General features: G+C 47.6%; 19 protein-coding genes. 15 read left to right on the top strand and 4 right to left on the bottom strand.

The features are described 5' to 3' along the window. Positions 1 to 5 precede the first annotated feature (5 nt). Genes GmarT_RS14680 through GmarT_RS14640 form a run of 9 tightly spaced genes read left to right on the top strand, consistent with a single transcriptional unit; the run spans position 6 to position 13240 of the window. A complete protein-coding gene (locus tag GmarT_RS14680) occupies positions 6 to 911 on the top strand; it encodes a DUF58 domain-containing protein (RefSeq protein ID WP_002643764.1) in 906 nt (301 codons plus the stop codon). Then, on the top strand, positions 908 to 2791 hold the full coding sequence (locus GmarT_RS14675) for a vWA domain-containing protein (protein WP_002643765.1): 1884 nt from the start codon (positions 908 to 910) through the stop codon (positions 2789 to 2791). Before GmarT_RS14680 ends, GmarT_RS14675 begins: the two co-directional genes overlap by 4 nt. 30 nt (positions 2792 to 2821) lie before the next feature. After that, the gene (locus GmarT_RS14670; RefSeq protein WP_002643766.1) at positions 2822 to 4999 is read left to right on the top strand and encodes a hypothetical protein; all 2178 of its coding nucleotides are present in this window, start codon (positions 2822 to 2824) and stop codon (positions 4997 to 4999) included. 39 nt (positions 5000 to 5038) lie between these two features. Continuing rightward, positions 5039 to 5986 carry an ABC transporter ATP-binding protein gene (locus tag GmarT_RS14665; protein WP_002643767.1) on the top strand — a complete coding sequence of 316 codons (948 nt, stop codon included), beginning with the start codon at positions 5039 to 5041 and terminating at the stop codon, positions 5984 to 5986. Continuing rightward, positions 5983 to 7872 (top strand): ABC transporter permease, encoded by a 1890-nt coding sequence (locus tag GmarT_RS14660; protein ID WP_002643768.1) that lies wholly within the window; start codon positions 5983 to 5985, stop codon positions 7870 to 7872. Before GmarT_RS14665 ends, GmarT_RS14660 begins: the two co-directional genes overlap by 4 nt. 47 nt (positions 7873 to 7919) lie before the next feature. Continuing rightward, positions 7920 to 9797: a hypothetical protein gene (locus GmarT_RS14655; protein WP_149302913.1), complete on the top strand. Its 1878-nt coding sequence runs from the start codon at positions 7920 to 7922 to the stop codon at positions 9795 to 9797. Then, entirely contained in the window at positions 9778 to 10737 is a 960-nt protein-coding gene (locus GmarT_RS14650; protein WP_002643770.1) for an ABC transporter ATP-binding protein, read from the top strand. Before GmarT_RS14655 ends, GmarT_RS14650 begins: the two co-directional genes overlap by 20 nt. Then, positions 10737 to 12299 carry an ABC transporter permease gene (locus GmarT_RS14645; RefSeq protein WP_002643771.1) on the top strand — a complete coding sequence of 521 codons (1563 nt, stop codon included), beginning with the start codon at positions 10737 to 10739 and terminating at the stop codon, positions 12297 to 12299. Before GmarT_RS14650 ends, GmarT_RS14645 begins: the two co-directional genes overlap by 1 nt. Positions 12300 to 12337: 38 nt before the next feature. Then, complete coding sequence (locus GmarT_RS14640; protein WP_002643772.1) at positions 12338 to 13240, top strand: hydroxypyruvate isomerase family protein; 903 nt, start codon at positions 12338 to 12340, stop codon at positions 13238 to 13240. A gap of 82 nt (positions 13241 to 13322) precedes the next feature. Here GmarT_RS14640 and leuB read toward each other — a convergent pair whose 3' ends face one another. Continuing rightward, the gene (gene leuB, locus GmarT_RS14635; protein WP_044236084.1) at positions 13323 to 14396 is read right to left on the bottom strand and encodes a 3-isopropylmalate dehydrogenase; all 1074 of its coding nucleotides are present in this window, start codon (positions 14394 to 14396) and stop codon (positions 13323 to 13325) included. A gap of 461 nt (positions 14397 to 14857) precedes the next feature. Here leuB and GmarT_RS14630 point away from each other — a divergent pair, with 461 nt between their 5' ends. Beyond that, positions 14858 to 15136, top strand: a complete 279-nt coding sequence (locus tag GmarT_RS14630) for a hypothetical protein (RefSeq protein ID WP_002643774.1) — start codon at positions 14858 to 14860, stop codon at positions 15134 to 15136. 59 nt (positions 15137 to 15195) lie between these two features. Here the strand turns inward: GmarT_RS14630 and GmarT_RS14625 are convergent, their stop codons facing one another. Beyond that, positions 15196 to 15816: a DOMON domain-containing protein gene (locus GmarT_RS14625; RefSeq protein ID WP_002643775.1), complete on the bottom strand. Its 621-nt coding sequence runs from the start codon at positions 15814 to 15816 to the stop codon at positions 15196 to 15198. A 169-nt stretch (positions 15817 to 15985) separates the two neighbouring features. Between GmarT_RS14625 and GmarT_RS14620 the strand changes: the two genes are divergently transcribed. The 4 genes from GmarT_RS14620 (at position 15986) to GmarT_RS14605 (ending at position 20582) form a co-directional block, all read left to right on the top strand. Beyond that, the gene (locus GmarT_RS14620) at positions 15986 to 18508 is read left to right on the top strand and encodes an excinuclease ABC subunit UvrA (protein ID WP_052301193.1); all 2523 of its coding nucleotides are present in this window, start codon (positions 15986 to 15988) and stop codon (positions 18506 to 18508) included. Positions 18509 to 18646: 138 nt separating this feature from the next. After that, complete coding sequence (locus GmarT_RS14615; RefSeq protein ID WP_002643777.1) at positions 18647 to 19105, top strand: hypothetical protein; 459 nt, start codon at positions 18647 to 18649, stop codon at positions 19103 to 19105. A gap of 193 nt (positions 19106 to 19298) precedes the next feature. Next, positions 19299 to 19526, top strand: a complete 228-nt coding sequence (locus GmarT_RS14610; protein ID WP_002643778.1) for a winged helix-turn-helix domain-containing protein — start codon at positions 19299 to 19301, stop codon at positions 19524 to 19526. A 105-nt stretch (positions 19527 to 19631) separates the two neighbouring features. Continuing rightward, positions 19632 to 20582: a tetratricopeptide repeat protein gene (locus GmarT_RS14605; RefSeq protein WP_002643779.1), complete on the top strand. Its 951-nt coding sequence runs from the start codon at positions 19632 to 19634 to the stop codon at positions 20580 to 20582. Here the strand turns inward: GmarT_RS14605 and GmarT_RS14600 are convergent. Together GmarT_RS14600 and GmarT_RS14595 are read right to left on the bottom strand one after the other, a co-directional pair. Beyond that, positions 20560 to 23208, bottom strand: a complete 2649-nt coding sequence (locus GmarT_RS14600; protein WP_002643780.1) for a ComEC/Rec2 family competence protein — start codon at positions 23206 to 23208, stop codon at positions 20560 to 20562. The two genes, GmarT_RS14605 and GmarT_RS14600, sit on opposite strands and share 23 nt — an antisense overlap. A 22-nt stretch (positions 23209 to 23230) precedes the next feature. Continuing rightward, complete coding sequence (locus GmarT_RS14595; RefSeq protein WP_002643781.1) at positions 23231 to 24208, bottom strand: glycoside hydrolase family protein; 978 nt, start codon at positions 24206 to 24208, stop codon at positions 23231 to 23233. Between the two features lie 134 nt (positions 24209 to 24342). Here GmarT_RS14595 and GmarT_RS14590 point away from each other — a divergent pair, with 134 nt between their 5' ends. Next, positions 24343 to 26214, top strand: coding sequence for an ABC transporter ATP-binding protein (locus GmarT_RS14590; protein WP_149302905.1), 1872 nt, complete (start codon positions 24343 to 24345; stop codon positions 26212 to 26214). The last annotated feature ends 109 nt before the right edge of the window (positions 26215 to 26323 follow it).

Raw genomic sequence — 26323 nt, 5'->3', positions numbered from 1 at the left:
CACAGGTGTCGCAGGGATCTCCACTCACACAGTTCACAACGTTATTTGATAATAAAACATTATCGATACTGGAACGTATGCGCTTGAATCCCACGCGGCGACTGACAAATCGCAGTCGTGGAGAGCACCTCTCCGGAAAAGGAGGAACAAGCACTGAATTTTCCGATTACCGTAATTACGTTCCCGGCGATGATGTCCGCTACATCGACTGGAACATCTTCTCACGCTTGAACCGCCCCTTCATGAAACAGTATCAGCATGAAGAAGAAATGCATGTGGTATTAATTCTGGACGCGTCATCTTCCATGGATTATGAGAATAAATTTCTGCGCTGCCAACAGTTGGCTGCTGCGTTTGGTGTAATGGGGCTACTCAATTTTGAAAAGGTCAGCGCCTATGTTTGCCATAACAGGGGAGAGCGTCCCCAACAGTTCCTGCCGACAACCGGTCGTGGCAGCATGAAGAGACTGTTTGATTTTCTGAGCAACATAGAGCCCGGTGGCGATTCCCCCGTCGAGAGTGCGGTTGACGATGTACTCAGGTCACATCGCGGTCGTGGGATCGCGATTCTACTGTCAGATTTTGAATCTTTCGGCGATCTGCAACGTCCAATGAATCTGCTTTACAGTTCCGGGCTGGAAATATTTGGCGTACAGATCCTGGCACCTTCTGAAATAAATCCGGAAATCAATGGCGATTTGCGACTCGTGGACAGCGAAAGTGGTCAGACCCTCGATATTTCCTCCGCCGGAGACCTGTTAGGCCTGTATCATGAACATAGATGCTTGCTGGAAGAGCATCTGGCGACCCTGTGTCGTCAGCGTTCTGGTAAGTTTCTGATGGTGAACAGCGGCGACAATCTGGAATATGTCCTGTTCGATCAGTTGAGACGGAAAGGGTGGGTCGTATGAATTTCTGGCCTGGCTTTTACGCTCTGCAAAGCGCCTGGTTTCTGTTCCTGCTGGTACCACTGGTCATCTTTTATTTTCTCAAATTAAAACGACCACATCAGCGAGTCCCTTCACTGGCCCTCTGGAGTCAGGTGATCAACGATCGTCGGGTGAATTCGCCGTTCCAGAGATTTAAACGCAGTATCTTATTGCTACTGCAGATTCTGCTGCTGCTGTTTCTGGTATTAGCTTTAATGCAACCCTACATGCAAAGTGGCGCGGAGCGTGCCGAATATCTACCGATTTTGATCGACTGTTCTGCGAGCATGGCTGCAACAGATTCTGAATCGGGCAAAACACGACTGGACCTGGCGAAAGAACGTGTGACTGACCTGATTGACAATATGCTACCTGACCAGCAGTTCTCACTGATCGCCGTCAGCTCGACAGCCCGTCGACTCACGGCATTTACTGACAACCAGCGTGTCTTAAAGAAAGCACTTGCTGATTTGACTGTCGATGATGTCCCGAGTCAACTTGAAGATGCGTTACGAATGACACAGGCTCTGTCGCGTACCGCTCCCATCAAAACGGTTCTCTTTTACTCGGATGGCAACTTTCCCCGCGAAGTGAATTTTGATTTACCCTTTGACCTGAATTTTCAGTTACTCCCGGCGGCAGGGGGCAACATGGGAATCACATCGTTAAATGCACGAAAAAACCAGTCCGGGAACTGGGATGTGTTTATTCGAATTGAAAACTCCAAACAGGCGGACAGCCCCGCTGAGGTCGAACTGATTCAGGACGGCAACAGTGTGGCCAGAGAAGAGATCGTACTGGGGAGTGGTGATTCTCAGCGACTGGAATTTTCAATCGCTGCAGATAAGGAATCCAGATTGGAAGCGAAATTAACACCTCGATCACCCGACAGTCTGGCTGCGGATAACCATGCGTTTCTCACCATACCACAATCCAGACAATTACTGGTCTATATTGATCCGGAATTGGCCAGCTATCGATACGCGCTGGCTGACAATCCGGAACTGCTTCTCTATCCACAGGAAAAAAGCTCGACGGCTCCCCTGGAATACGATCTGATTATTGGTACCTCAGAAAAAGATCTTAACAGATCAGCGCTGGTGAAAGTGGGGGTCGGTTTTGTTCCCGAAGATTTAACAAAACTGATCTCTTTGGAGAGTAATCTAACGGATGTGGTTGACTGGAATCGCAGCTCATCCTTATTGCGTCATGTCGAGCTGGCGGATGTGCAGATTTCTCAGCAACCGGTCTGGGCTGAAAATGCCAACGTGGAAGATCTGGAAGCACTGGGATACGAAGCCCTCATCCATGGACGACTCGGCCCCCTGTTATTACAGAAACGGGATGCAGGCGAACTGGAATACTATTATCTGTTTAATACTGATCGCTCCACGATGCCTTATCGTGTCGGCTTCCCGATTATGGTATCGAACCTGGTTCAGTTGACTTTACAGGAAGCGGGGATTTCCGAGACCCAGGCAGCAGCGACCCCCATTCTCCCTCCCTTGGAGTTACAGCCTGATACTCAGTATGAAATCCTGACACCAGCCGGAAATGAATTGCGCGCAGAAAGCGACCAAAATGGGCGGATATCTGGAGTTGCCGCTTTACATACTGGTCAATATACCGTTAACGGTGCAGGAGCAAAGAATGTCAAAATCAGTGTAAGTCTTTTAAACCCTTTAGAGACTTCACTCGTTTCAGAAGATGAGATCCAATTCAGTGAAGTGCCTGTCACCGCGACTCAAACGCAAGTCGACAGTGACAAGCCCCTCTGGGGGGAGTTTGCCTTTATTGCATTTTTGCTGCTGTTAGGCGAATGGTGGTATTTCCAGAAACGGCCGGCAGGAACAATGTCATAAACCCGATTGATTAAAACAGGTTGGAAACGTATGAATTGGAAAGTCCTGCAACTGGTCTGGCTGGCTTGTGCCTTTACAGCGCATCTGGCGGCAGCACAGTCAAACCCGATCACAGTTGATATTCATCAGGCGACTCAGTTTCCCAAAGGTAATGGACCGCTTTCGTTAGTCTGGGAATGTACTGTCTCTACTCCGGATCTGCTCGAAGGGCATTTTCTGGTCACAGCCTATGATGGAAATGAGCAGTTTGGACAGTTTCAGTCGCATGATGTGGCATTGCATTCAGGATTCCATGAAGTTCCCATGATGCTGCCTTCAATGAAGGTAGATAACCCCTTTTCCGAAGTAAAATTACGCCTCAGTTTTATCACACCTGAAACTCGTTATGATTTCAAAGATGCGTATACACTGAAAGTCGGTCGCAAACACCAAAGAACACTGGCTGTCGGAGTCTGTGATCCGTTTATCGAAAATTTACCACCTGTTCTGAAGACCTTCCTGGATCAATTGAAATTTGAAGCGATCAGCCCCAAAGAGCTGGTTCAGCTCGGTAATCGACAGATTGAGATCCCATCCGAGATCGCAAAACAGGGTATTATAGATGCGCAACCGCTGACGATGAACCTGAAAACCCATTCGATACACGTGCATCCGGATGATTTTCCACAGCTTCCCATTGACTGTCATCAGTATGACATTCTTGTGATTACAGCCCGGGGGCTGGATGCATTAGAATCGCGTCATATGAAAGCCATTCTGCAGTGGGTCCGTTCGGGAGGCAGTTTATGTGTGCTCCCTGGTGAGTCGACGGACTCCAGTCGACTGGCCTTTCTCAATGCATTGCAGGAAAGCCGCGAGAGCGCTCCGCTGTTAGTGAATTCCAAGGGACAAATTGTCTTTTCAGAGATGAATCAGATCCTGTTTACCCGGACCGGTTGGGGACGGTCGATTATCCTGCGCCAGCAGGCACTGGAAAACAAATCACTCTCTTCTGATCAACAGGCCCGGATTCCGTTTTTTTTATGGAAACTGAAACAGTCACAAAAGGAATATTATGATCAACAGCATCACTGGGATGACAAGAAGCTGATTCAGAATTACTTTGAGCGGGAAAGGCAGGCAAATTACCGAAACTATAATTCGTATGCCACTTCAGAATTGCTCAGCCTGAAATACCAGCCTCTCTTTACGGGCGGGATGTTAATTAATGATCTCATGCCGGCAGAATTGCAGATTGTTCCCACCTGGGTGATTGGAACCATTTTGCTGGGATATGTATTGATGATAGGTCCAGGAGAATATTATCTGCTGGGATACTTTAAAATACGACGGTTCACCTGGATCACGTTTCCATTCATTTCAATTTGTGTCGCTCTGTTTGCTTTTATCATCTCTGACTATTACATGCAGGCTTCTCACGAGCGGAAAACGCTGTCGATTGTCGATCTGGACAGCAAAGGGTCACCAGTCAGGGAGAATGAGATCGAGTTGCTTTTCACAGGTTCCTATCAGACTATCGAAACCAGAATTAAGTCGGGATTATTCAGTCCACTCAATCAGTCGGAGTTGGGCAGGGGGTATGATCGCTTTAATTCTCCCCGGAATACTGCACCCGGGATGGTAGGGGCTCCCTTCTTCCAGGGATCCATTCCCACACAATACTCTGTCTATCAACGAATGCCTCAATGGACACCTCAGTTGAACCGGATTGTCAATAATTACCCTCAAAAAGAACAGGCTGGATTTGACTGGTCGTCGATCACTGTCGATCAACTGAATTCTGATGAAAGTCGCACGAAACTGAAATCCCAGGTTAAACAGACATTTGGTGAGAATGCTATCCTATTGATCTATCAAGGAACGACCGAAGGAAAACCAAAGCGATTTACTCTTTATCTGAATGAGCGACTCGCGGGAACCCCACTACGGCCCGGTAGGATCACAGCATTATTAACCCCCATCCACAGGCCGCATACGCAATATCAGGTTCAGTCGCAGGAACAGGTCTGTTTTATGGATGATCTGTGTGTCCGGCAACAGCAGGGTATATTTCAGATCGTTTCCCAAACGTCTCCTGCAGGCGGAAGTGATTTCGAGGACTTAAGTATTCTGGACTCCTCTGATTCCCGGCAGTGGCTGGTAGTCGTTTATGTTCCGGGCAATGAGCGGGATACTATTTATCGTCAATTCATCGTGTCAGACACTTAAGATGACAACCCATTCTCCAGTTAGAACGTTACAAATTCTATGAGCACGCAACCTGCAATGGTGGAAGTTAAAAATCTCTGGGTCCGCTATGGGAAGTATGAAGCCGTCAAAGGTATTTCCTTTTCCATACCAAAGGGAGAAGTCTTTGGTTTTATTGGGCCGAATGGAGCAGGGAAATCTTCAACAATCAAAGTTCTGGCAACGCTGCAACGCGAGTATGAGTGTGATGCGGTCAAGATTAACGGGATCTCTGTTAAGAAAGCGCCCCATCTGATCAGAGAAATGATCGGTTACATGCCTGATTTTTTCGGCGTGTATGAAGATCTGACAGCCCGGGAGTACCTGCATTTTTTTGCAGCCGCTTATCGTATCAATCGCAATCGCAGAAAGGCAATTGTGAATGATGTTCTGGAACTGACCGATCTGACTGAAAAAATCGACGCACCTGTGGATTCGCTTTCCCGCGGCATGAAACAACGTCTGGCACTGGCGCGAGTCTTACTTCATGATCCAGACCTGCTGTTACTGGATGAACCCGCCAGTGGTCTGGACCCGCGTGCCCGTATCGAAGTACGGGAACTGCTCGTCGCGCTCAAAGAGATGGGAAAAACCATAATCATCTCCAGCCACATATTACATGAACTTTCGCAGCTATGTACCAGTATCGGAATTATTGAAGCGGGGCAGTTCGTCACCCAAGGATCATTAGACCATATCTACAAACGGCTGGAACTCAGTCGCGTCATTCATGTGCAGGTTGTCGGTGAAATGAACGGCATCTGTCAGACAATTGAATCCTTCGAGGGCGTCATATCTGTCAGTGTTCAAGCAGACCGCCTGGCGATCCAACTTCAGGAAGATCAACTGTCGGTGGAAGATTTACATGCCAGGCTGGCTGCCACGGGTGCCAAAATCCGCAAGTTTCAGGCAGAAGCCATGGATATGGAAACCGTCTTTATGAAATTGACGGAAGGGAAGACGGCATGAAAAAGCATTTTCTTCCAACTGGTCTGCCACTGCTCTCGAAAGAACTGATCGAAATGGCCAACCGCCGTCGCACCTACATTATTCGCACGGTCTATGCCCTGCTGTTTCTGGGATGTGTGGGTTTTATTTATATGGACAATCTGGCGCCTTTAATGACTAATCCTCTGGCGATGCTGGGGCGGGGGCGAGATATCTTTAAAGCTATGGTCTCTCTGCAGTTTGCCGCTATCTACATCCTGCTGCCGGCTATCACCTGTGGCGTGATTACACAGGAAAAAGAGCGTAACAGTCTGGGGCTGTTACTGATCACCAGGTTAAGCCCGGCTACCATTATTCTGGAAAAATATCTGGGGCGACTGATTTCCATGCTGACGTTTCTCATGCTGGGACTCCCGATTCTGGCTTTTGCCTATTCACTGGGGGGAGTTTCTCCTGCCATGTTTGTCAACGGTCTCTGGTTGCTTCTGCTGGCCATGCTTCAAGTCGCGGCTTTGGGGGTGCTATGTTCCAGCTATTTCCGAACAACGGTTGCGGCCTTCATCGCAACCTACCTGATTGGTTTTCTCATGTTGTTTGGTCTTCCGATCGCTTATGAATTGAATCTGCTGTATTATCAGAATGCAGCCGATCTGATCGTCGATGTGATACAGCGTATACCGTACATGGGAGAATTATTACCACCCGGGAATCGTCCAAACCAGGAAATTAACTTTTTGTTTTATGCTCCCCACTGGTTTGATCGGTTCTCCTGGACAGCCGGCGGAACTTCTGTCGTAAGAACCGTTATCTTCAGCATTCCCATTCTGCTGAGTACATTTGTGTTTTTAATATTTGCGCATTTCTATCTGGTTCGACGTGCATTTTTACCTTCCAACAACTTTCTGCTGAAAGTTTTCAAAAAGCTGGATCTTCTGTTTTCCAAGATCAATAATAATCGTGTGACACGTGGAATCGTGCTGGTGAAAGACAATGTTCGCCTCCCGGAAACTAAGCCGATTGCCTGGCGTGAAACGTCCAAGAAGTCGCTTGGTACATTTCGATACCTGTTTCGTATCCTGGTCCTTATGGAAGTCCCGATTCTGTTTTTGTGTATTATTATTGCCACCGGTGATCCGCAGCCAATTGTTCCGGGCGCGGTCATGTTACTGTGGTTGATCTGGGGGATCACCGCGTTGTTTCTGGCCGTCTCCGCCACCAGCCTGATTGCCGGGGAGCGGTCTCATGAAACGCTTGACGTATTGCTGACGACTCCCATTTCAGGTGCCGAATTACTGGACCAGAAGATTGCCGGGGTAAAACGCTTATGCCTGGTCTTACTGATCCCGCTGTTGACGATTGTCCTGTTTGAAACATGGTGGAAATGGGAAAATTTTCAGATGAACCGGGGACATCAATATGAGACTCAGTGGCTGCCGTATTTAGTCGGCTCCCTACTGACCCTGGGGATTTATCTGCCAATGCTCGTTTACCTGTTCTGCTGGATTGGTATGAAAATCAAATCTCAAACCAAGGCGATTCTGACAGCCCTGGGAAGTATTCTTGTGTGGTGTCTGCTGCCGTTTATCCTGGCATTCCCGCTGTTCATCCTGATTCCCAACCTGAAAGAAGATTCTGTGCTTTACGGTCTGTTTCTGGGACCGGCTTCCTATCTGGTGATGAATGAAGTCGCCGAATTTCATGCTTTTGGTTCGGCGTGGCCTCCACTGGTCGTCAATGCCATCATCTATGGGGGATGCCTTTTGTTGTTTCGTACGCTCTGCCGTAATCATATTGATGAAAATCTGGGGCGTCTGGGTTATAATAACAGTAGCTACTATCGTCCCGATTTTGATTCAATTGATGGCATCTCTTTTGATCAACAGTCTCCGTTGAGCTCTGATCTATGAAATACCGCTTCACAAGTATCCTGCATTCCATTACAGGGAATATCAACTTGCGTTTCATAATGGGAATAATCCTGTTATTGCTCCTGCCCGGCTCCGTTTTCGCAATTGATATCGAGGAAGTAGTCTGGGGATTTAATAACCAGCAAACCCGGAATCAATGTATTCCCGTTTCGATTCTCCTTCGTAATAACACCCCTGAGGCTTTTGATGAACCGCTTCATCTGAACCGACTGCAATTCGATGGCAGCAGAGTGGGGGCACCGTTGGTGCGAAAAGTGTTTCTGGCTCCGTTCACTTCCCAATGGGTTCAATTCTATCCATATATCAGCAATTCATACCAGACAGACTGGTCATTGAACTGGGGGCCCGGATTTCTATCCGGAAAGAAACTGACCAGGGCTGAAAATAACAGCAATCCCAACTCAGATCTTTCCGATGTGCGATCGCGCATTATTTTAAGCCGCTCTGACGGAATCATCAGGAAAGTGGGACACTTCAAGCAATTTCCGGAAGAGTTATTTCCCCCCTCCGTTACAGCAACTGATTCACTGGACGAAATCATCATAGGACACGTTCCCCGTTGGGATGCAGCCCGTAAGGTCTCCTTTATGGACTGGCTTTATCAGGGGGGGATCGTGCATCTGTTGACCGATGATACGACAGGCGAAAATCTGATTTTCACAACCAGCATGGTCGAACTAAATTCACCACTGGAGTTTTTTCGGATAGGTGAAGGGCTGGTGATACGCCACAATCTTAAATTGTCTCAGATGACTGATAATGTGCTGATTACGGCGGTCAATAAAATTCATGAACGGGAAGCGGAAAACATCCTGAATCATCCACCTGAAGTCAAGCAGAGTATAACCGTCAACAGCCAATACAATAATAACGGATATGGCGATATCAATTATAATTTATTACATGAACTGACGGAGCTGACACATCCTGATCACAACTGGCCTCTCATCTATCTGATGTCGCTGCTATATCTGTTCATGATATATCCCGGATGTTTCCTGTTTCATAAACGTCAGAAAAACTCACGTTACCGTAATACCCTGTTATTCGTTCTGTTTACCATAGTCTGTTTCAGCACCATTTTCTGGAGTATCGGAAAACGGGGTTACGGTGAAAAAACAACAATGAACAGTTTACTGGTCGCGACCCCCTTACCGGGAAACTATTTCGACACGACCTGCTGGATTAACTCCTTTGTGACAGATGGTGGCTTGTATCAATTTCAAACGACAGCAGAAAGCTCCATCTTCACCACCGCGCAGGACATGGAACGTGTCAAAGGTTTTATTGCTAATGGGATTGATGGAAAGATTCAGGCAGACATCCCGGCGTTTACCAGCCGCCCGTTCATGTTTCGAGCTAAAGTGCTTTTTCCAAAACCGGAATGCGAAATTGTTGATTATCAACTCAATCGTGACGGGAACCTGGAAGATCTTATACTCAAATTTCAGCCAGGCTTACCGACCGCGAATTCTCGAATCCAGATCCTGTTTCGCGAAAAACTGTATTCGGCCAGGCAGACAAAAGAGAAAGACGGATCTACTTTCAAGCTCAACCAGGGAGGGGTGATTCCTCTCGCGACCTGGAGGGCAAAACTTCATGATAATTTCGGTCTCAGTACGTCCTATCCATACCGCAATCAAACCAAAAACATCTCCGAAGTTTACAACAAACTCTACGAAACCCTTGTCATTAAATCATTAGATCTGACATCAGAGGAGGAGGTTGTTCAATTCCAAGGCCATCAGTCTCGTTTTAAATTATTTTATTATTGTGATATTCCAGACGAATTTAAGCTCAAGACAGATGTACGGGGAGCACAGCAGGGGCGCATCCTGTTCGTCTATGATTTCGCCTTACCTGAGAAACAGATTGCGGAAAATAATGAATCATCCGATCAATAGTCAACCAGTCATCGATATTCAGAATGTGTCTCATTCCTTCAAAGGACATCGCGCATTGCAGGGGATCAGTTTCCAGGTCCAGCCTCAATCGCTGCATGGATTTGTGGGTCCGAACGGGGCAGGTAAAACCACCACGCTGAAAATCATCTGTACGCTACTGCGTCCCCAGGGCGGTAAAGTTGAAGTCTTCGGACATGATGTACGATCGTCTGTGAAAGAGATCCGAAAACGAATCGGATTCATGCCCGATCATTTCAGTACTTATCGTCAGATGACCGTATTTGAGTATCTCGACTTTTTTGGGGCTGCTTATGGTCTGGGACTCGAACAGCGGAACCAGGTGATCAATGATGTTTTGACATTGACTGATATGGACGGCCGTAAAGATTCCCTCATCAGTGGATTGTCGCGGGGGATGCAGCAGCGCGTCAGCCTGGCGCGTGTGCTGGTCAACGACCCTGATCTGCTCTTACTGGATGAGCCGGCTTCCGGCCTGGACCCCCGTGCACGAATTGAACTGATGGAAATCCTGCAGGAACTGAAACGTATGGGGAAAACTATTTTCATCAGTTCGCATATTCTGAGTGAACTGGCAGAATTGTGTGACAGTGTGACAATTATTGATCGGGGACTGGTCAAGTACAGTGGTACGATGGACGGACTGCTGACACACGAACAGGAACATCCGATCTACAAAGTCATGCTGGAATCAGAAGTGGCAGGACTGAGCGATTCGCTGTTAGCCGAACCTGGAATTATGAAAGTAGAACCAACAGAAAAACTGCATGAATTTCGCATCACGTTCGATGCTTCGCTCACAAATACAGGAATACTGTTATCAAAAATCATCGAGCTAAACGGAACCATTCATTCGTTCCAGCGTGACAAGAAACACCTGAACCAGGCATTCCTGGACCTGACAGAGCAGGGAGTGCGTTAATGTTACAGGGAACGTTTGCACTATTTCACCGTGCGTTATGCGTCGACTTCCGGCTGACGCGAACCCATTTATTACGATTTTTGTTCGCCGTCCTGATTCTGTTTTGCCTGATTGTTGCGCATTCCAGCAGCCGTTTCATGGGAGCTGCCGGACTTGCTTTATTTTCCAATATCATTTATCTGAATTTTGTGTTTATTCTGATGGCGGGTCTCAGTTTTTTTGCCAGCGCCATCACAGAAGAAAAAGAAGAACAGACGATCGGTTTGCTATTGATGGCGGGCGTAAATCCCATTTCACTGTTACTGGGAAAATCCCTGCCGCGACTGGTTTCTGCTCTCATACTGCTCTCGATCCAGTTTCCCTTTACGCTGCTGGCGATTACTCTGGGGGGAGTCACTTTCTCACAGGTAATCGCGACATATGCGACTCTGTCAGCATTTCTGATTGGATTATCCAACCTGGGACTGGTCTGCTCGGTGGTCTGTGCAAGGTCGCGGACTGCCTCAGCTCTGGTGCTCATCTCCCTGGTCCTGTATTTCCTGGGGCCTCCCTTACTGGGCTTGTGCATTGATGGGGCCGTTTCTGCGAGATGGATTGCATCCAACTCACTAATTGCCCGAGGAGCAATGGCATTTGTAGAGAACTGTTATGAATCCTCTGTCTTGAGACAGCTCAACCTGATCCTCGCTTCCGGATTTAGTGAAAGTGCCTGGGGATTCCAGTTCTGGACCAACCTGATTGCAGGTGCTGTGTTCTTCCTGTTGGCCTGTTTGTTCTTCAATCGGTATGCGCTGACTGAGATCTCCACAGATCCCGGCCGCGGGCTGATTTCCAAAAAACGGAACCGGATTTTTTCCCCAGGTCGCGCCTGGATGCAGGCATTAGCATGGAAAGATTTCTATTTTGTGAATGGTGGCCTGGGGATGGCGTTAATCAAACATGCCTGTTACGGAGCCGCGCTGTTTTCTCTGTGTGCCTATATCAATTTTTCATCTCAGAGTTATTCTCTGCGTGAAATGGGACTGACTGTATTCTGGACCATGCTGATTGTGGTGCTGATTGAAATCAGCCTGATTTCTTCCAGGGTATTTCATGTGGAGATTCAGTGGAAAACTCTGGTTTCGACAGCAATGCTTCCGCAATCAATGGCGCAGATTGCCTACGCCAAGCTATTTGGATCAATGTTGGCTGTCATACCTGCCTTCTTTTATCTGATCATTGGAGGGTTAATCGGGATCGAAGAAATGACGCAGGATCTGGGTATGGTGCTCGCAGAACCTAGTTTCTGGCTGACCTGTATTGAAGTTATCTTTTTCTGGCACCTGACGGCCCTGTTATCGACGTTTATCAAATGGGGGGCATTACCACTGGCATTCGTCCTGATGTGGGTTGGCAATATGATCTTCTTTATGGGCATGAGCATGATCGCTTTTGGAAGCGGTGGGAGTGGGCCGGAAGTCTTTGAAGCGATCATTATCCTGTTTACTTTGTTTCTTTCAGCCGGTATTGTAGGATCACATTTTGTCATTAATGAACGTCTGACTTTCCTGGCTTCCCAATAAGCGGGGGCATTGAATTGGTGCAGAGCACTGGAGTTGCAATGGAATCTAAAGTAAGTCGAAGAAGACTGTTACAGTCATCAAGTATTTTAGCTGCTTCCGCGCTCGGGCTGGATTTACAGCAGTCAACCGCCGGCGAAAAGCAACCGCAGGTTTCGCCTCAGCCGCTGAAGGGAAATATTAATCAATCAGTCGTGCACTGGTGTTTCAAAAAGTACTGGGATATTGAAAAAACCGCGCAGATTGCCAGTCAGCTGGGAATTAAAAGCGTCGAACTGACACCTGCAGAGAACTGGGACACCCTGAAAAAATACGGTTTAACCTGTGCGATCGCATCCAGCCATGGTTTTAAATCCGGTTTTAATAACCCGGCCCATTGGGATGAATGCATTCAGATTTTACGTAAACGGATCGATGAGTGTGCTGCCGGCGGGGTAAAAAATGTCATCACTTTTACCGGAATGCGTGACGGCATCGATGATGAGACCGGGGTGAAAAACTGCGTTGCCGGTTTCAAAAAGATCATCGGCTACGCGGAGAAGAACAATGTGAACCTCTGCCTGGAAATGCTTAATTCCCGTGATGCCAGCCATCCGATGAAAGGGCATCCCGGTTACCAGGGAGACCATACCGAGTACTGCATTGATATCATCAAGCAGGTCGGCTCTGATCGGATGAAACTCCTGTTTGACATCTATCATGTGCAAATTATGGATGGGGACGTCATTCGACGCATCCGCGAGCATAAAGATTATATCGGTCACGTCCACACAGCCGGTAATCCCGGGCGAGGTGAACTGGATCAGAAGCAGGAAATCAACTATCCCGCAATCATGCAGGCATTACAGGAGATCGGCTACAAAGGCTATGTCGGGCAGGAATTTATTCCCACGCGCGACCCTTACGAGGGCTTACAGCAGGCAGTCCTGCTATGTGATGTTTAAACTCAAACTGTCTATAAAATAAAAGCGGCGGAGAACTGATTGATTCTCCGCCGCTTTTTATCTATTGAATTCAGGCAACGATTCAGGAAGAAAGTTCCTGAATGACACAGTCACCCATTTCTGTTGTGGAAATACTCTTGCCTCCCGCAGCGATATCAGCAGTACGATGACCGGCTGCCAGAACCCGGGCGACCGCTTCTTCGACGGCAGTCGCTTCTGTTTCCAGGTTTAAGGAATGCCTGAGCAGCATAGCTGTTGCCAGAATTGTCGCCAGGGGATTGGCGATCCCTTTCCCGGCGATATCCGGGGCAGAACCATGAATTGGTTCATACAGTCCCGGTCCATCAGCGCCTAAAGAAGCAGAGGGAAGTAATCCCAGGGAGCCAGGCAGCATCGAACCTTCGTCAGTCAGAATATCACCAAACATATTTCCTGTGACAACGACGTCGAAATCCGACGGGCGGGAAATCAGGTGCATTGCCATCGCATCAACGAGGACCACCTCGTACTCGATATCGGGAAATTCATTTTTGATTACATCAGCGGCGACCTGACGCCAGAGTCGTGAGACTTCCAGCACATTGGCTTTATCAACCGAGGTCAATTTACCACGACGATTACGAGCCGCTTCGGCTGCCAGTCTCACAATGCGGGCAATCTCTTTCGTGGTGTAGGTCATGACGCTGAATGCTTTTTCGCCGTCTGGATGTTCCATTCTGCCGGATTCGCCGAAGTAAATCCCACCGGTCAATTCTCGGAAGAACAGAATATCGGTTCCTTCTATGATTTCCCGCTTTAAAGGCGATGCATCGAGCAGCTCACTGTAAGGTTTAATGGGACGCAGGTTCGCAAACAGGCCCAGTTCTTTACGGATTTTGAGGAGCCCTGCTTCGGGACGAGTTTTGGCCGAAGGATCATCCCATTTGGGTCCCCCCACGGCTCCCAGCAGGATGGCATTGGATGCTTTGCAGGTTTCCAGAGTTTCAGCAGGAAGCGGGTCGCCAAATTCATCAATGGCATTGCCACCCATCGGACAGCTGGGAGTTTCAAACTGATGATCATATTTCTGTGCGATTGTATCGAGAACCCGTTTGGCCTGTGCTACGATTTCGGGACCAATTCCATCGCCGGGCAATAATGTTATCCGCGCTTCCACAATCATTTCCTCATTTGTACTTATCAACGTGATGATTCAGGTGATTTCCTATACGAAAGAGTTAATTTAGCGACTGTACATCCAAAACTCCAGCCGGCGCCGACATGATTTTTGCGGAGGGGAACTGACAAACTGTGTCAGACCGAGATTTAAATCAAATCTGAAGTTTGTACAGCACAAACACATGATCCTTAAAAACTGCATAACCGGACTCGAAAAATATGTGTAAACACTTAATTTTATCGGCAAAATCAAGAGTTTCGCTCTACGGTCCGATAAGAAAGATTAGATCCCGCTATGGATTATGTGTCTTGCCATAGCAGGTTAAACATTCAAAATTGTCGTCGATTCGCATTCACAGCCCTGAAATGACTTCAGGAAGATACTTTGAGACAAGGGCTTACGCTCAGGAGGAGCAAGCGAAATAGAAATCGATGTAAGCTACAGGACAGGGACATCGCATGTTTCGCTCTTCATTTTTTGCTGCCGGTTTATTCGTCTTACTGACTGGTACTTCATTCTTATTTGTCGACAAGATGGTTCTCACCCACAAAGTAGCCGTGGAAGAAGAACCGGAACCAGTACGCGAGCCTGAATTTCGCGGATTTCTGGGGATGACAACGCTGAATGAAGAGCAGCAGGAAGAATTAAACCCACCTGACTGGGCTGCTTTCAGCCTCATGTCAATTGGTGCCGTCACAATGCTCTACGCAGCTGCATTACCTAAAAAACGGTCGTAAAACAGATCTACTTGCAGAATCAATTACCGTGAGGAGCGATTGCCGCTCCTCGCGGTTTTTTATTGTTCAAACCTTAATGTCGCCCACAAACTTGGATCCTGGGCGAAAGGGAACTCATGATCCACAATCATGAACTGCTCTCCCAGTTCGGAATCTGTGATTTTGTAGTAGAATCCTGTCTGTGGATAAGAAGCGGGATCGAAACCATAGAGTTCAGAAGCAGGCAGCCATACGTCCAGAGCGTAGCCTGTTTTACTGATCTTTGACCAGAGACCAACCTTTTTCAGATCACATCGGGGAGCATCTTCCTGGGCACGATGAACCGTCTGTTGTAGACAAACCGGTTTCCCTGAAAGACCCACTGGTTGAAATTCAAAAGAATGACAGTAGCGGCTGGCACGATGGATTGTCTTGGTATCGCGGGTATCGATCCAGACCTCAAGCGACTCTGCTGGTGTGACTGGATGTTTTTTTTGATTGACCTGCAGGCTGATCGCCAGGCCTTCTGCATTCCAGGCGACTTTGAGTTCCCCCCATTTATTTGACTTGTCGTACGTCAGATCGGGGAGCAGTGCAGACCCCGGGAGGTTCAATAATCGCCCCCGCTTACGGGGGATATCCTGTATCTGCGGCAGCGTGATTGAATGCCGAAACAAAAATGAACAGGGAATGATTGACATGGTAATTCAGACTCTCGGATTGACGTGATCTTTAAATTTAATCCTCACGATGTAGAATCATAGCATTCCCGTTCCAGATATTCTATTCCCGATTATTTTACTTCACCGTATTCAGCAGCTGATTTACGCTTTCTCCCTAAGGCTCTCCATGCGATATCAGAACACTCAGATGATTCGAATCAGGGGCGCACGCTGTCATAATCTGAAAAATATCGATGTCGATCTGCCTCATAACCAGATCTCTATCGTGACTGGAGTCAGCGGGAGCGGGAAGAGCAGTCTGGTCTTTGACACTCTGCATCAGGAAGGTCAGCGGCGATTTCTGGAAAACCTGTCATCGGGTACCAGACAACTGTTTAGCCAGGCCCAGCCGGTTGCCGTTGACCAGATTCTGGGTTTGCCCCCCACCATCTGTTTTGATCAGACACAAAGAGTGCAGTCAAAGCGCAGCACACTGGCAACCCTGACTGAGTTGTACGATTTATTTCGACTACTCTATGCAAAACTGGGAATCGTTCATTGTGTGAATTGCGGCCGGGCATTGCATCAACAGACTCCAGAGCAAATCGTCGATCTGGTACTGGCACTCGAAGATCGTAAAAAAGTCATGATTCTGGCCCCGGTTGTCTCAGCCAGAAAAGGAAATCATTCTGCACTGTTAAATCAGGTTGCCAGGGAAGGGTTTGTTCGCGCCAGAATTGATGGGGCAGTCATTGATATCACTCAACCGCACGAATTACCGGAAGATGTTCCGCATGATATCGAAATCGTGATTGATCGCATCATTGTGAAAGAGGGAATCCAGTCACGTCTGAAGGAATCGGTAGACCTCGCTTTAAAACAGGGAGGTGGTACCTGTCTGATCAGCCATCAGATTGAATCAGGCTGGTCTGACCGTTATGTGAGTACACGCCTGGCCTGTGGAGAATGTAATCTCAGTTTTCCCGATCCCGAACCGGTCACATTCAGCTTTAACAGTCCCCATGGTGCCTGTCCCACCTGTGAAGGTCTGGGAATCATCGAACCATCAGAATCTGAGTCAGGTCAGATTTGTCCAGATTGCCAGGGCGCCCGCATCAGTCAGTATGGACGCTCGATCCTGCTAAACCAGCAGTCAATTGACCAGGTCGTACAGTTTACCGCTCCCGAAATCATCAACTGGCTTGATCAATGGAAGGCAGGGGAGGCTCAGGGAATGAGCCTCCAGGACCAGGTCATCGCAGATCAGATCGAGCCATCCATACGAAAAAGACTGGAGTATCTGACTGAGATCGGATTAGGTTATATTCAGTTATCACGTCCTTCCAAAACTTTATCGGGTGGTGAATTACAGCGTGCCAGACTGACTGCCTGTCTGGGAGCGGGGACAACAGGTGCCTGCTACATTCTGGACGAACCAACGGCGGGTTTGCACGCGAATGAGACTCAGAAACTGCTGAGGATTTTACAGCGTCTGAAGCAGGCCGGGAATACAATCATTGTTGTTGAGCATGATCACGATGTCATTAAAGCCGCAGATTATCTGGTGGATATTGGTCCGCAAGCCGGTGCAGAAGGGGGAAAACTTGTTTTCTCCGGCGACTATGACGCATTCATTCAGCATCCGGAATCCATGACCGCTCAAGGCTTAACGGCCCGATTTCAGAATTCGCCACAGGCCCATCGCTCGAAAACCAGCCATGAGCAGTTTGTACAACTTACGGGAGCACGAACCAATAATCTGAAAGAGATCTCAGTTAAAGTTCCTCTGCAGCAGCTGGTCTGTGTTACCGGTGTCAGTGGCTCCGGAAAAAGTTCTCTTATCATGGAAACACTGGTTCCTGCTATCAAATCGGAATTGAACCGACGGCCGAATCCTGCTCTGCAGTATGATTCTTTGCAGGGGGTGGAATATCTGCAGCAGATTAAAATCATAGATCAATCTGCTTTGGGAAAGAACGGGCGTTCCAATCCCGCGACGTATTGTGGTATCTGGGACGAAGTCCGAAAACTGTTTTCGAAAACAAAAACTGCACGACTGCGAGGTTATACGGCACGACGATTCAGTTTTAATTCCGCTGAGGGCCGTTGCGGAGCATGCCGTGGGACTGGTGTGAAACGAATCGATCTGAAATTTCTCCCACCCGTATTTCTTCCCTGCGAAAAATGTCATTCAAAACGATTCAACAGGGGGACTTTATCGGTTACCTATCGAGGCAAAACAGTCAGTGACGTTCTGGAAATGTCTATTGCTGAAGCCGGCGAGTTTTTTGAGTCGATCCCTCGCATCAAAAGGATCCTGCAGGTATTACTGGATCTTGGCCTGGGATATCTGGCTCTGGGGCAGCCCGCTAATCTGTTATCGGGTGGTGAAGCGCAGAGGCTCAGGCTCGCCTCAGAACTGTTCGCTCCCTTAAATGGCATGACGCTGTTTGTTCTTGATGAACCAACACGCGGGTTGCATTCACATGATATTGAGTGCTTACTGCAGACATTAAACAGATTGATCGATGCAGGAAATTCGGTACTGGTGATAGAACATCATCCTCAAGTGATGTGTGCCGCGGAATGGTTGATTGACCTTGGTCCTGAAGCTGGTAATGCGGGAGGTTACCTCATCGATGAAGGTCCACCGGCATTGATTGCTGCCAACCGGCGGGGAGCGACGGGAAGAATGCTGTACGAACTGATTGGCGATTCTGTAGACGATTGAGTTTTTTTCATAAGTCAACCGAAAGTAACTCCTGCAGAATCTCTACACATTCATTATACTGATCTCAGGTTTATCAACAGCCACCTGAATGTCCGTCAAGATCCCCGATTGTTTAAGAAAAATTAAGCTGCACGAATCATGAAACTATTTAATGAGTATGGCGTTTCGTTTGAATATCCTGATGATTGGGAACTGACAAAAGAAGTAAATGAAAAAAACGGAGAAATTCAAATCAGTGTCGCTGCAGCTGACTCTTCGTTCTGGATGATTTCTCTGTTTCTGGTTGATATTCCAGCAGAAGAATTACTGAAAAAGTCGCTGGAAGTCTTTCAGGAAGAATATGAGGAACTGGATGTGTATGAAGCTCATGTCAGACTGGCTGGCAAGGAGTGTTCTGGTTACGATCTCGAATTTGTCTGTTCTGAATTGATCAACAGTGCCTTCCTGCGAGTCTTGAAAACCAGCCTGTTCACCGCATTTATCCTGTATCAGGGAACAGACCAGGATTTACAGAATTCTCTGAAAGATCTGGAAGCGATTTCTCTAAGTCTGGATATTTTTGATAATGAATTTGACGGATATCTGGATATAGTTTAAGTTTAAGTCCTGTGAATGAACAAAACTCCGAAAATCAATGATTGCTTACTTAAGACGACCGGAATTATAATACTGAGACAAAACAGTTATTAACTGGCATTCAACGGTATGACACCGATGCAACGTATTGGCAGTGGAAGCCGCAACCGTACTGTTACCGAAAACTGCAGGTTTATCGTTCAGGAGCATTTTGATGTCAGCGGAAATTGAATCACATCAGGTTGAGAGCATCGGCGTTGTTGCAGGAGTTGTCTGGCAATACTTAAGTGAACATGAACCTGTGACGCTGAGTAAACTGTCGCGTGAAATCGAAGCCCCCCGTGATCTGGTCATGCAGGCAGTCGGGTGGTTAGGCCGAGAAGGTAAGATTGAATTTCATCAGGGATCTCGCAGCAAACTGATCTCACTGGTGAATGAATAATTACGAGGATTTCTATTGCTCCTCTGACTGCAAAATACGGGGCACATTTTTGCAGAAGAGAGCGGCGTTATCTTTCCCGCCATCTGCCCTGAGGAGGTCACAGCGTTGAGTGACTCAAAAATCAGTGAACTGTATCAACAGGCACGTACTCTTCAGAAATCTCGAGAAATTGTAAAAGCGATCGAGATTTACGAGCGGATTCTGAGTATCAAACCAGCAGAAAAAAAGGCGCATGTCTCCATTGCGACAGCTTACTTTCAGTTACAGCAATACCCTGAGGCGATAAAGCATTTTGAGGAAATGACTCGCCTGGCCCCCATGGATGCTTCACCGTATATCAATATGGGCGCCATCTATAACCGTATGGGTGAATACAAAACGGCGCTGGACGTACTAAGAAAGGCCGTTCAGAAAGACAAAAAATCAGCAGACGCATTTTACAACATGGGAATAGCTCACAAGGGTTTAAATCAGTTGAGCATGGCGGTTACAGCCTATAAACAGGCAATCGTCATTAATGGTCAAATGGTCGATGCTTATTTCAATCTGGGTAATGTGTATCTGGAAATGAAAAATCATTCACAGGCACATTCCAGCTTCACACGGGCGCTGGAAATCTCACCTGGTTTCAAAAAGGCCAGAAATGCAATGAAAATTCTGGATGCTGAAACCGTAAAGGAGAAAGAAAAACTGAGCCCATTTGGACGCCTGGTTGATGAATCGACACTCCGCAAAAAAGGCACCAGTGTTTCCACTTGCGATCTCAGTATCGAAGAGCGTGAGAATGACCGCCGTGTCATTCATAAACTCTGTGATGATATCACTGAGATCAGTCATACCATTGTTGAAGATTTAAAGAAAGGTGTGAATCCGGGCCTGTTGAACCTGAATCGATGTATCTCTCAGGGTGAAAAGCACTATTCTGAACTGGATGAAGTTTATGCGACATTCCAGAAGAAAGTGAAATCGCTGGCTGAGATGAGAAAGCTGCTGAATCATCGTATGCTCGAGTTGAAGAGTCATGAAGAATTAATCAATTCAATCGGTAGAGATTGAATTCAGATTCCTGACCTGGTGAATCTGAACAGGAACGATCCCCCCGAAATGGAGTTACCTTCAGGTGACCAGCCTTGTCTATCAGACAGGTAATCGCTCCGTGCTGGCGAGTCGAGTAAATTTGTACGTTTTCTGAATAGATCTTTTTCAACTCCGGAATCGTCTGCTTCTGTCCTCCACTGACAATCACATAGACAGGCTTCGCCCACTCATTCAAATCCCGGGTATTCGCAGATCGACTGCCATGATGTGGAGACAGGAGCACATCCACCCTATCAGTTGTCGGTTCGCTTAACAGTTTTTTGAGTCCCGCGCCTTCTAAATCTCCAGTGAGTAGAATCTGACGCCCGCCATAACTGACTCTCAGGGTCAGGCTGGATGGATTGTCTTCCTGATAGAGATCACCATATTCGGGATGCAGGACTTCAATTTCCGTTTTTTCTCCCAGGGTAATGTGGTCACCTTTACCGATGAATTGAATGGGCACACGAAACGCCAGTGCCGTATCACATAATTCGATCGTTCCCCGTTGTGATCGCGTCAGAAAAGATTGGGGAAAAGCAAGTTCGCGCACATAACCGTTTGCAATCAATTCTTCTGCAGAATTAAAGTGATCACGATCTGCGTGTGAAATCAACAGCAGATCAACCCTGCGAATTCCACGCGCGAGTAAGGTTTTCTTAATTTTTGAATAAGTTTGTTCCACAGGCGACATTGACCCTGCATCATAGAGAATGGTCTCTCCATCCGGTGCCTCAATCAAAATTGATACTCCATGATTCACGGCAATAAAAGTACATCGCAGGCACGGCTCCTGTGGAATCAACAGCGGAACCAACAGCCCCGTCAAGATCCAGACCGGTAGCAGCGAAAGCTTCAATTTATTGACAACTCTGCCGGAGGCCCAATTAAGCTTCCAGATACCTGGCAAAACGGATAACAGCAGCAAGATATAATACACCAGTATCCACCAGGGGGCAGGGGCAGATAATTCGAAATGGGACAACGGCAGATTAGAAGTCCACTCCACGACCCAAAGCAGAAACCGCAGACTCTGGTCAAAACAAAATCCAAAAATACCAGCAGTGAACGGGAGCAGGGAGCCGACAAACATCAGCAGATAGCCCAGCAGGAGAATCAGAAACAGAAACGGGAAGATCAGACTATTCACAATCAGTCCGGCTGGGGCCAGCAGTTGAAAGTGACAAAGAACCAGGGGGGCTGTTGTGATCCAGATGAAGAAGGTAACCAGAAAAACAGTGTAAAGCATGCGAAAATACTGAAAGCAGAACCGCTGTAAAGGTGTCTGCAGAAGTGGATCACTGGCTTTCAGTCGCCAGCGTAACGGCAGCCAGGTTTGCTGGTACAGGTTCTGATAAAAGTCCTGATTAACCGTCCAGAGGATTGCTGCAACGGCCAGAAACGAAAGCTGTGTTCCCACATCAAACAGGTCTGTTGGATTAATCAGCAGGATAATCAGTCCAGACAGACATACCAGATTCAGAGTGGTAATGGTGCGCCAATTGACCAGCCCCCACGTAACAAGCACACAAAATGAAGCGGCTCTTAAAATCGGCGGACGGATCTCAATGATCGAGAGGTAGAACAGAATCGCCAGGGTCAAAAAAGTGACCGTCACTGTCCGTGGCAGGTTCAGGATATGGCAAAGACTCCAGACAAACGCGCTGAAAAATCCAATATGCAACCCGGAGATCGCTAAAAAATGGATCAATCCGGACTTGCTGAATTCCTGACGTACTTTGGGGCTCAAATCTTTACGCTCACCCAGCAGTAGTGCCAGAGCGACTGGCTGAACAGACTCTGATGTATTCTTAATGATGAGTGTTTTGAACCATTCATGAACTGACGTCCGTAATCGGTTCCAGGAATAGTCATTTGATTTCTGGATCAGTGTTACCGCTTCAGGTATTTTGACAGAGAGTATCGCATCAATTTTCTGTCTGCGATAATAGGTCGAAAAATCATAATCTGCGGGGTTGTCAGGTTCTGTACAATGCTTCAACTCACCACAAAGATTGATCAAATCTCCTGCTGCCAGCTGATCTGAAAGCCCTGGCGCGGATGGTTTTCGATTTTCCGTTATGAAAACACGCACTTTTCCCGCAACAGGAATCTCGGAGTTTTTGACCAGGAGTTTCTGACAGGTAAATGTAAACTGAATCCGCCGCTGAGGCTGTTCCGGATTCAGTAATTCGCCTTCGCCTAACTCGCGTATTTCCGGTTTAGATGAAATGAGACCAGTCAGTCTGACAATACATTTTGGAGCCGGATGCTGTTTGACAGAGGGGAGCAGTCGGGTGACATCTTCTGAACTTCGACAATACCAGAATTCGTGATGCCTCAAAGCACCCAGGCAGACGACCATCGCCAGCAACATGAGTGTGGATACTTTTCGCCAGTGAAACCGGTACGTCAGTAGCCAGCAGGTTAAGGCAGCGAGAGCTGGCAGGAACCAGAAATAAATCGTCAGATGCAACCAGGCATCCAGCAGAATCCCCACAGCAAAACAGATCAACACACTTAAGGCTGGAAATCGTTGAGGAACAGGCAGAACCTGATCCCCCGAGCCTGGTCTCTGGTCAGTCTGGTCAGGGGATTCGTTCATCAAAACTGGAACCCCGGCGATTTCAAGGGACTACGGGTAGATTTAAATCAACCTGATTGTGCATTGTATAAAAACGAAATCGATTCGCATCAGGAATCAATAATCCGCTTGACTGATTGACTTCGGGCCTGGTCAACGGGTTTCCGGAATATTTAACCCAGTCAATCATATTTTTGGAAGCAGCGATATTTGTTGTCCATAATGATGGTTTTTGCGCAGCGTCTGTACCGTGAAATATCATGTAATAGGTTCCCTGGTACTTGATCAGCTGATTCATGGCAATCATTTTTTGATCATAAGATTCAGGGCCGGGCAGCATAACTGGCTGGTCGTTGTTTATATTTGTCCAGACTTTCATATCCGGTGAAGTCGCCAGCCAGATCCCTGCATCCCGTCTTTCATAAAACAGATACCAGGTTCCTTTTTCATACCAGACGACAGGTGTTCCATAGGGACCGGCGGCAATGGGTTTCCCGTCCGACATGCGAACATCCAGTGCACCAACGCGGGTCCAGTTTACCGCATCAGTGGAAGTCAGATGCTGGGCAATGTCATCCTTACCTTCGGCAAACATGTGGTAGGTTTCACCGTGTTTGATCACCATCATGTCTTCGACCCAGTGTTGCTGGTAGATGGGATTACAGGGAGAACGCGTCCAGTGAATGCCATCGCAGGACCAGGCATAACCGAGTTTTTTTATTCCTTCGCGGGTTCCATCGTAGCCGGTAAACCAGAGGTGATAGAAATCACCTTCTTTGAGAATCCAGCCACGCTCTCGGATTTTTACGTCCCAGTGACCGGGCCCCTGGGCCTCAAAGATCGGGTTGGAAGCATAGGGTTGAAATCTGGTTAATTCCTCCGGAAAACGGATTTCTTCAGCAACAAGCGTCGAAGAGATCCCGCAGAACAGTACCGTGATTACGAGTCGTAAGGAACATTGTAAATATGTGTAGAATTTCACCGTGGGTCCGTTCATTTTATAACAATCATCAGGTTTCATGTGTTTCCACTGCCATCTCATTGAAGTTTCGTTATTATACGCAGATCACTTTCCGAAATTCAAAGTGTCAGAGATGAATTCTGAGTGCACCTGCGAGACAGGTCATTTTGAAATCAGAACCAAAAGGATTTATCATGCCAGAGACAGCAGCGTTACTCGATATTCAGGGACTGAAAACCTACTTTCATACCAGTCGCGGAGTGGTCAAAGCAGTAGAAGATTTAACTGTCACCATCGAAAAAGGGAAGACCCTGGGACTGGTGGGTGAATCGGGTTCCGGCAAATCCGTGACTTCGCTTTCCATCATGAAACTGCTGCCTGACGCCGCTGCAAAAATTGATGCCGGATCGATCTCGTTCCTCGGTAAAGATCTCGTGAAATTGTCCGATCCGGAAATGCGCAACATCCGGGGACGTGAAATCAGCATGATTTTTCAGGAACCGGGAACTTCTCTGAACCCCGTGTTCCGTGTCGGAAAGCAGGTGATGGAAGCAATCATGCTGCACCAGAAGGTGACGGCTGAGGAAGCGAAAAAGCGAACAATCGACCTGTTTCATGAAGTAGGGATTCTCGATCCAGAAAGACGATTCTCAAGTTATCCCCATGAGATGTCCGGTGGTCAGAAACAACGCGTGATGATCGCGATGGCATTGAGTTGTAACCCGGAATTATTAATCGCCGATGAACCCACAACGGCACTTGATGTAACGATCCAGGCCCAGATCCTGAACCTGATCCGCAAGTTACGTGATGAGCGCGGGATGTCTGTGTTGTTTATTACGCATGATTTAGGTGTCATTGCAGAAATAGCCGACGATGTGGCCGTCATGTTTCGGGGTAAACTGGTGGAATATAAACCGGTCGTCGAGATCTTTGAAAACCCGGAACACCCCTATACCAAAGGCCTGCTGGCCTGTCGACCGTCATTGGATTCCAAATTTAAGCGGCTGCCGACTGTCTCAGATTTTATGGATTTTCAGGAAACCAGTTCCGGCGAATACCTGATTCAGGAAAAGCTTTTTGACGAAGCTAAATTCAAGGACACCACAGCGCATGGGCGCCCCCGGATCCTGCATCCCCGTTCAGAACTGGAGTCACTCGGGTACCACTGGGATGATGTTCATAATCTACCCGAATCCCGATTTATCGAAGCGGGAGAGAAGCCGATTTTAAGACTGGATCAGCTTCAGGTCTACTACCCGATCAAGAGTGGCATTATCAAACGAACCGTCGACCATGTGAAAGCCGTCGATGGCATCTCTTTGAATATTTATCGGGGACAGACGATCGGACTGGTGGGAGAATCCGGGTGTGGTAAAACGACAACCGGTAAGGCGATTGTCGGGCTGGCTCCGGTGACCGATGGTAGAATTCTGCTGGAAGGAAACGATCTGGCACATATGACGCGTTCCGAAAGAAAACCGTTTCGGCGAAAAGTGCAGATCATATTCCAGGACCCATATAGTTCTTTGAATCCGCGCATGATGGTCTCCACGATTATCACTGAATCCATGATTGCACATCAACTGGGTAAATCGAAGTCAGACCGACGCGATCGGGCAGCCTCACTTCTGAAAGAGGTCGGTCTGCCTGTTGATTATCTGGATCGATATCCCCATGAGTTTTCCGGTGGGCAACGTCAGAGAATTTCGATTGCCCGCGCGCTGGCTGTCGAACCAGAATTTATCATCTGCGATGAATCGGTATCTGCACTCGACGTTTCAGTGCAGGCACAGGTCTTGAACCTGCTCAAAGATCTGCAGGAACAACATAACCTGACATACATTTTTATCAGCCATGATCTGAGTGTGGTGAAGTTTATGTCCGATATGATGGCGGTAATGAATGCGGGAAAACTGGTAGAACTTGGCCCGTCCGAAGCCATCTATCAGAACCCGCAACAGGAATATACTCGAAAGTTGATTGAATCTGTACCGGTTGATGATTTGTCACAAATTAAGGCACGGGTTGCACATAGAAAAGAACAGGCAACAATGCACAAATAAGAAAATATATGTGGATTTGTCTATATGATTAGAGGTCTCCCATTTCTGCTTTCCGTACAGTAGACCACCGGAATTGCCATTGCTAACCTTGCCGTGCAGTCTACGGAAC

It is taken from the genome of Gimesia maris, from assembly GCF_008298035.1.
In the GTDB taxonomy this organism is placed as follows: domain Bacteria; phylum Planctomycetota; class Planctomycetia; order Planctomycetales; family Planctomycetaceae; genus Gimesia; species Gimesia maris.
This window is presented reverse-complemented; position numbering and strand designations above follow the sequence as displayed.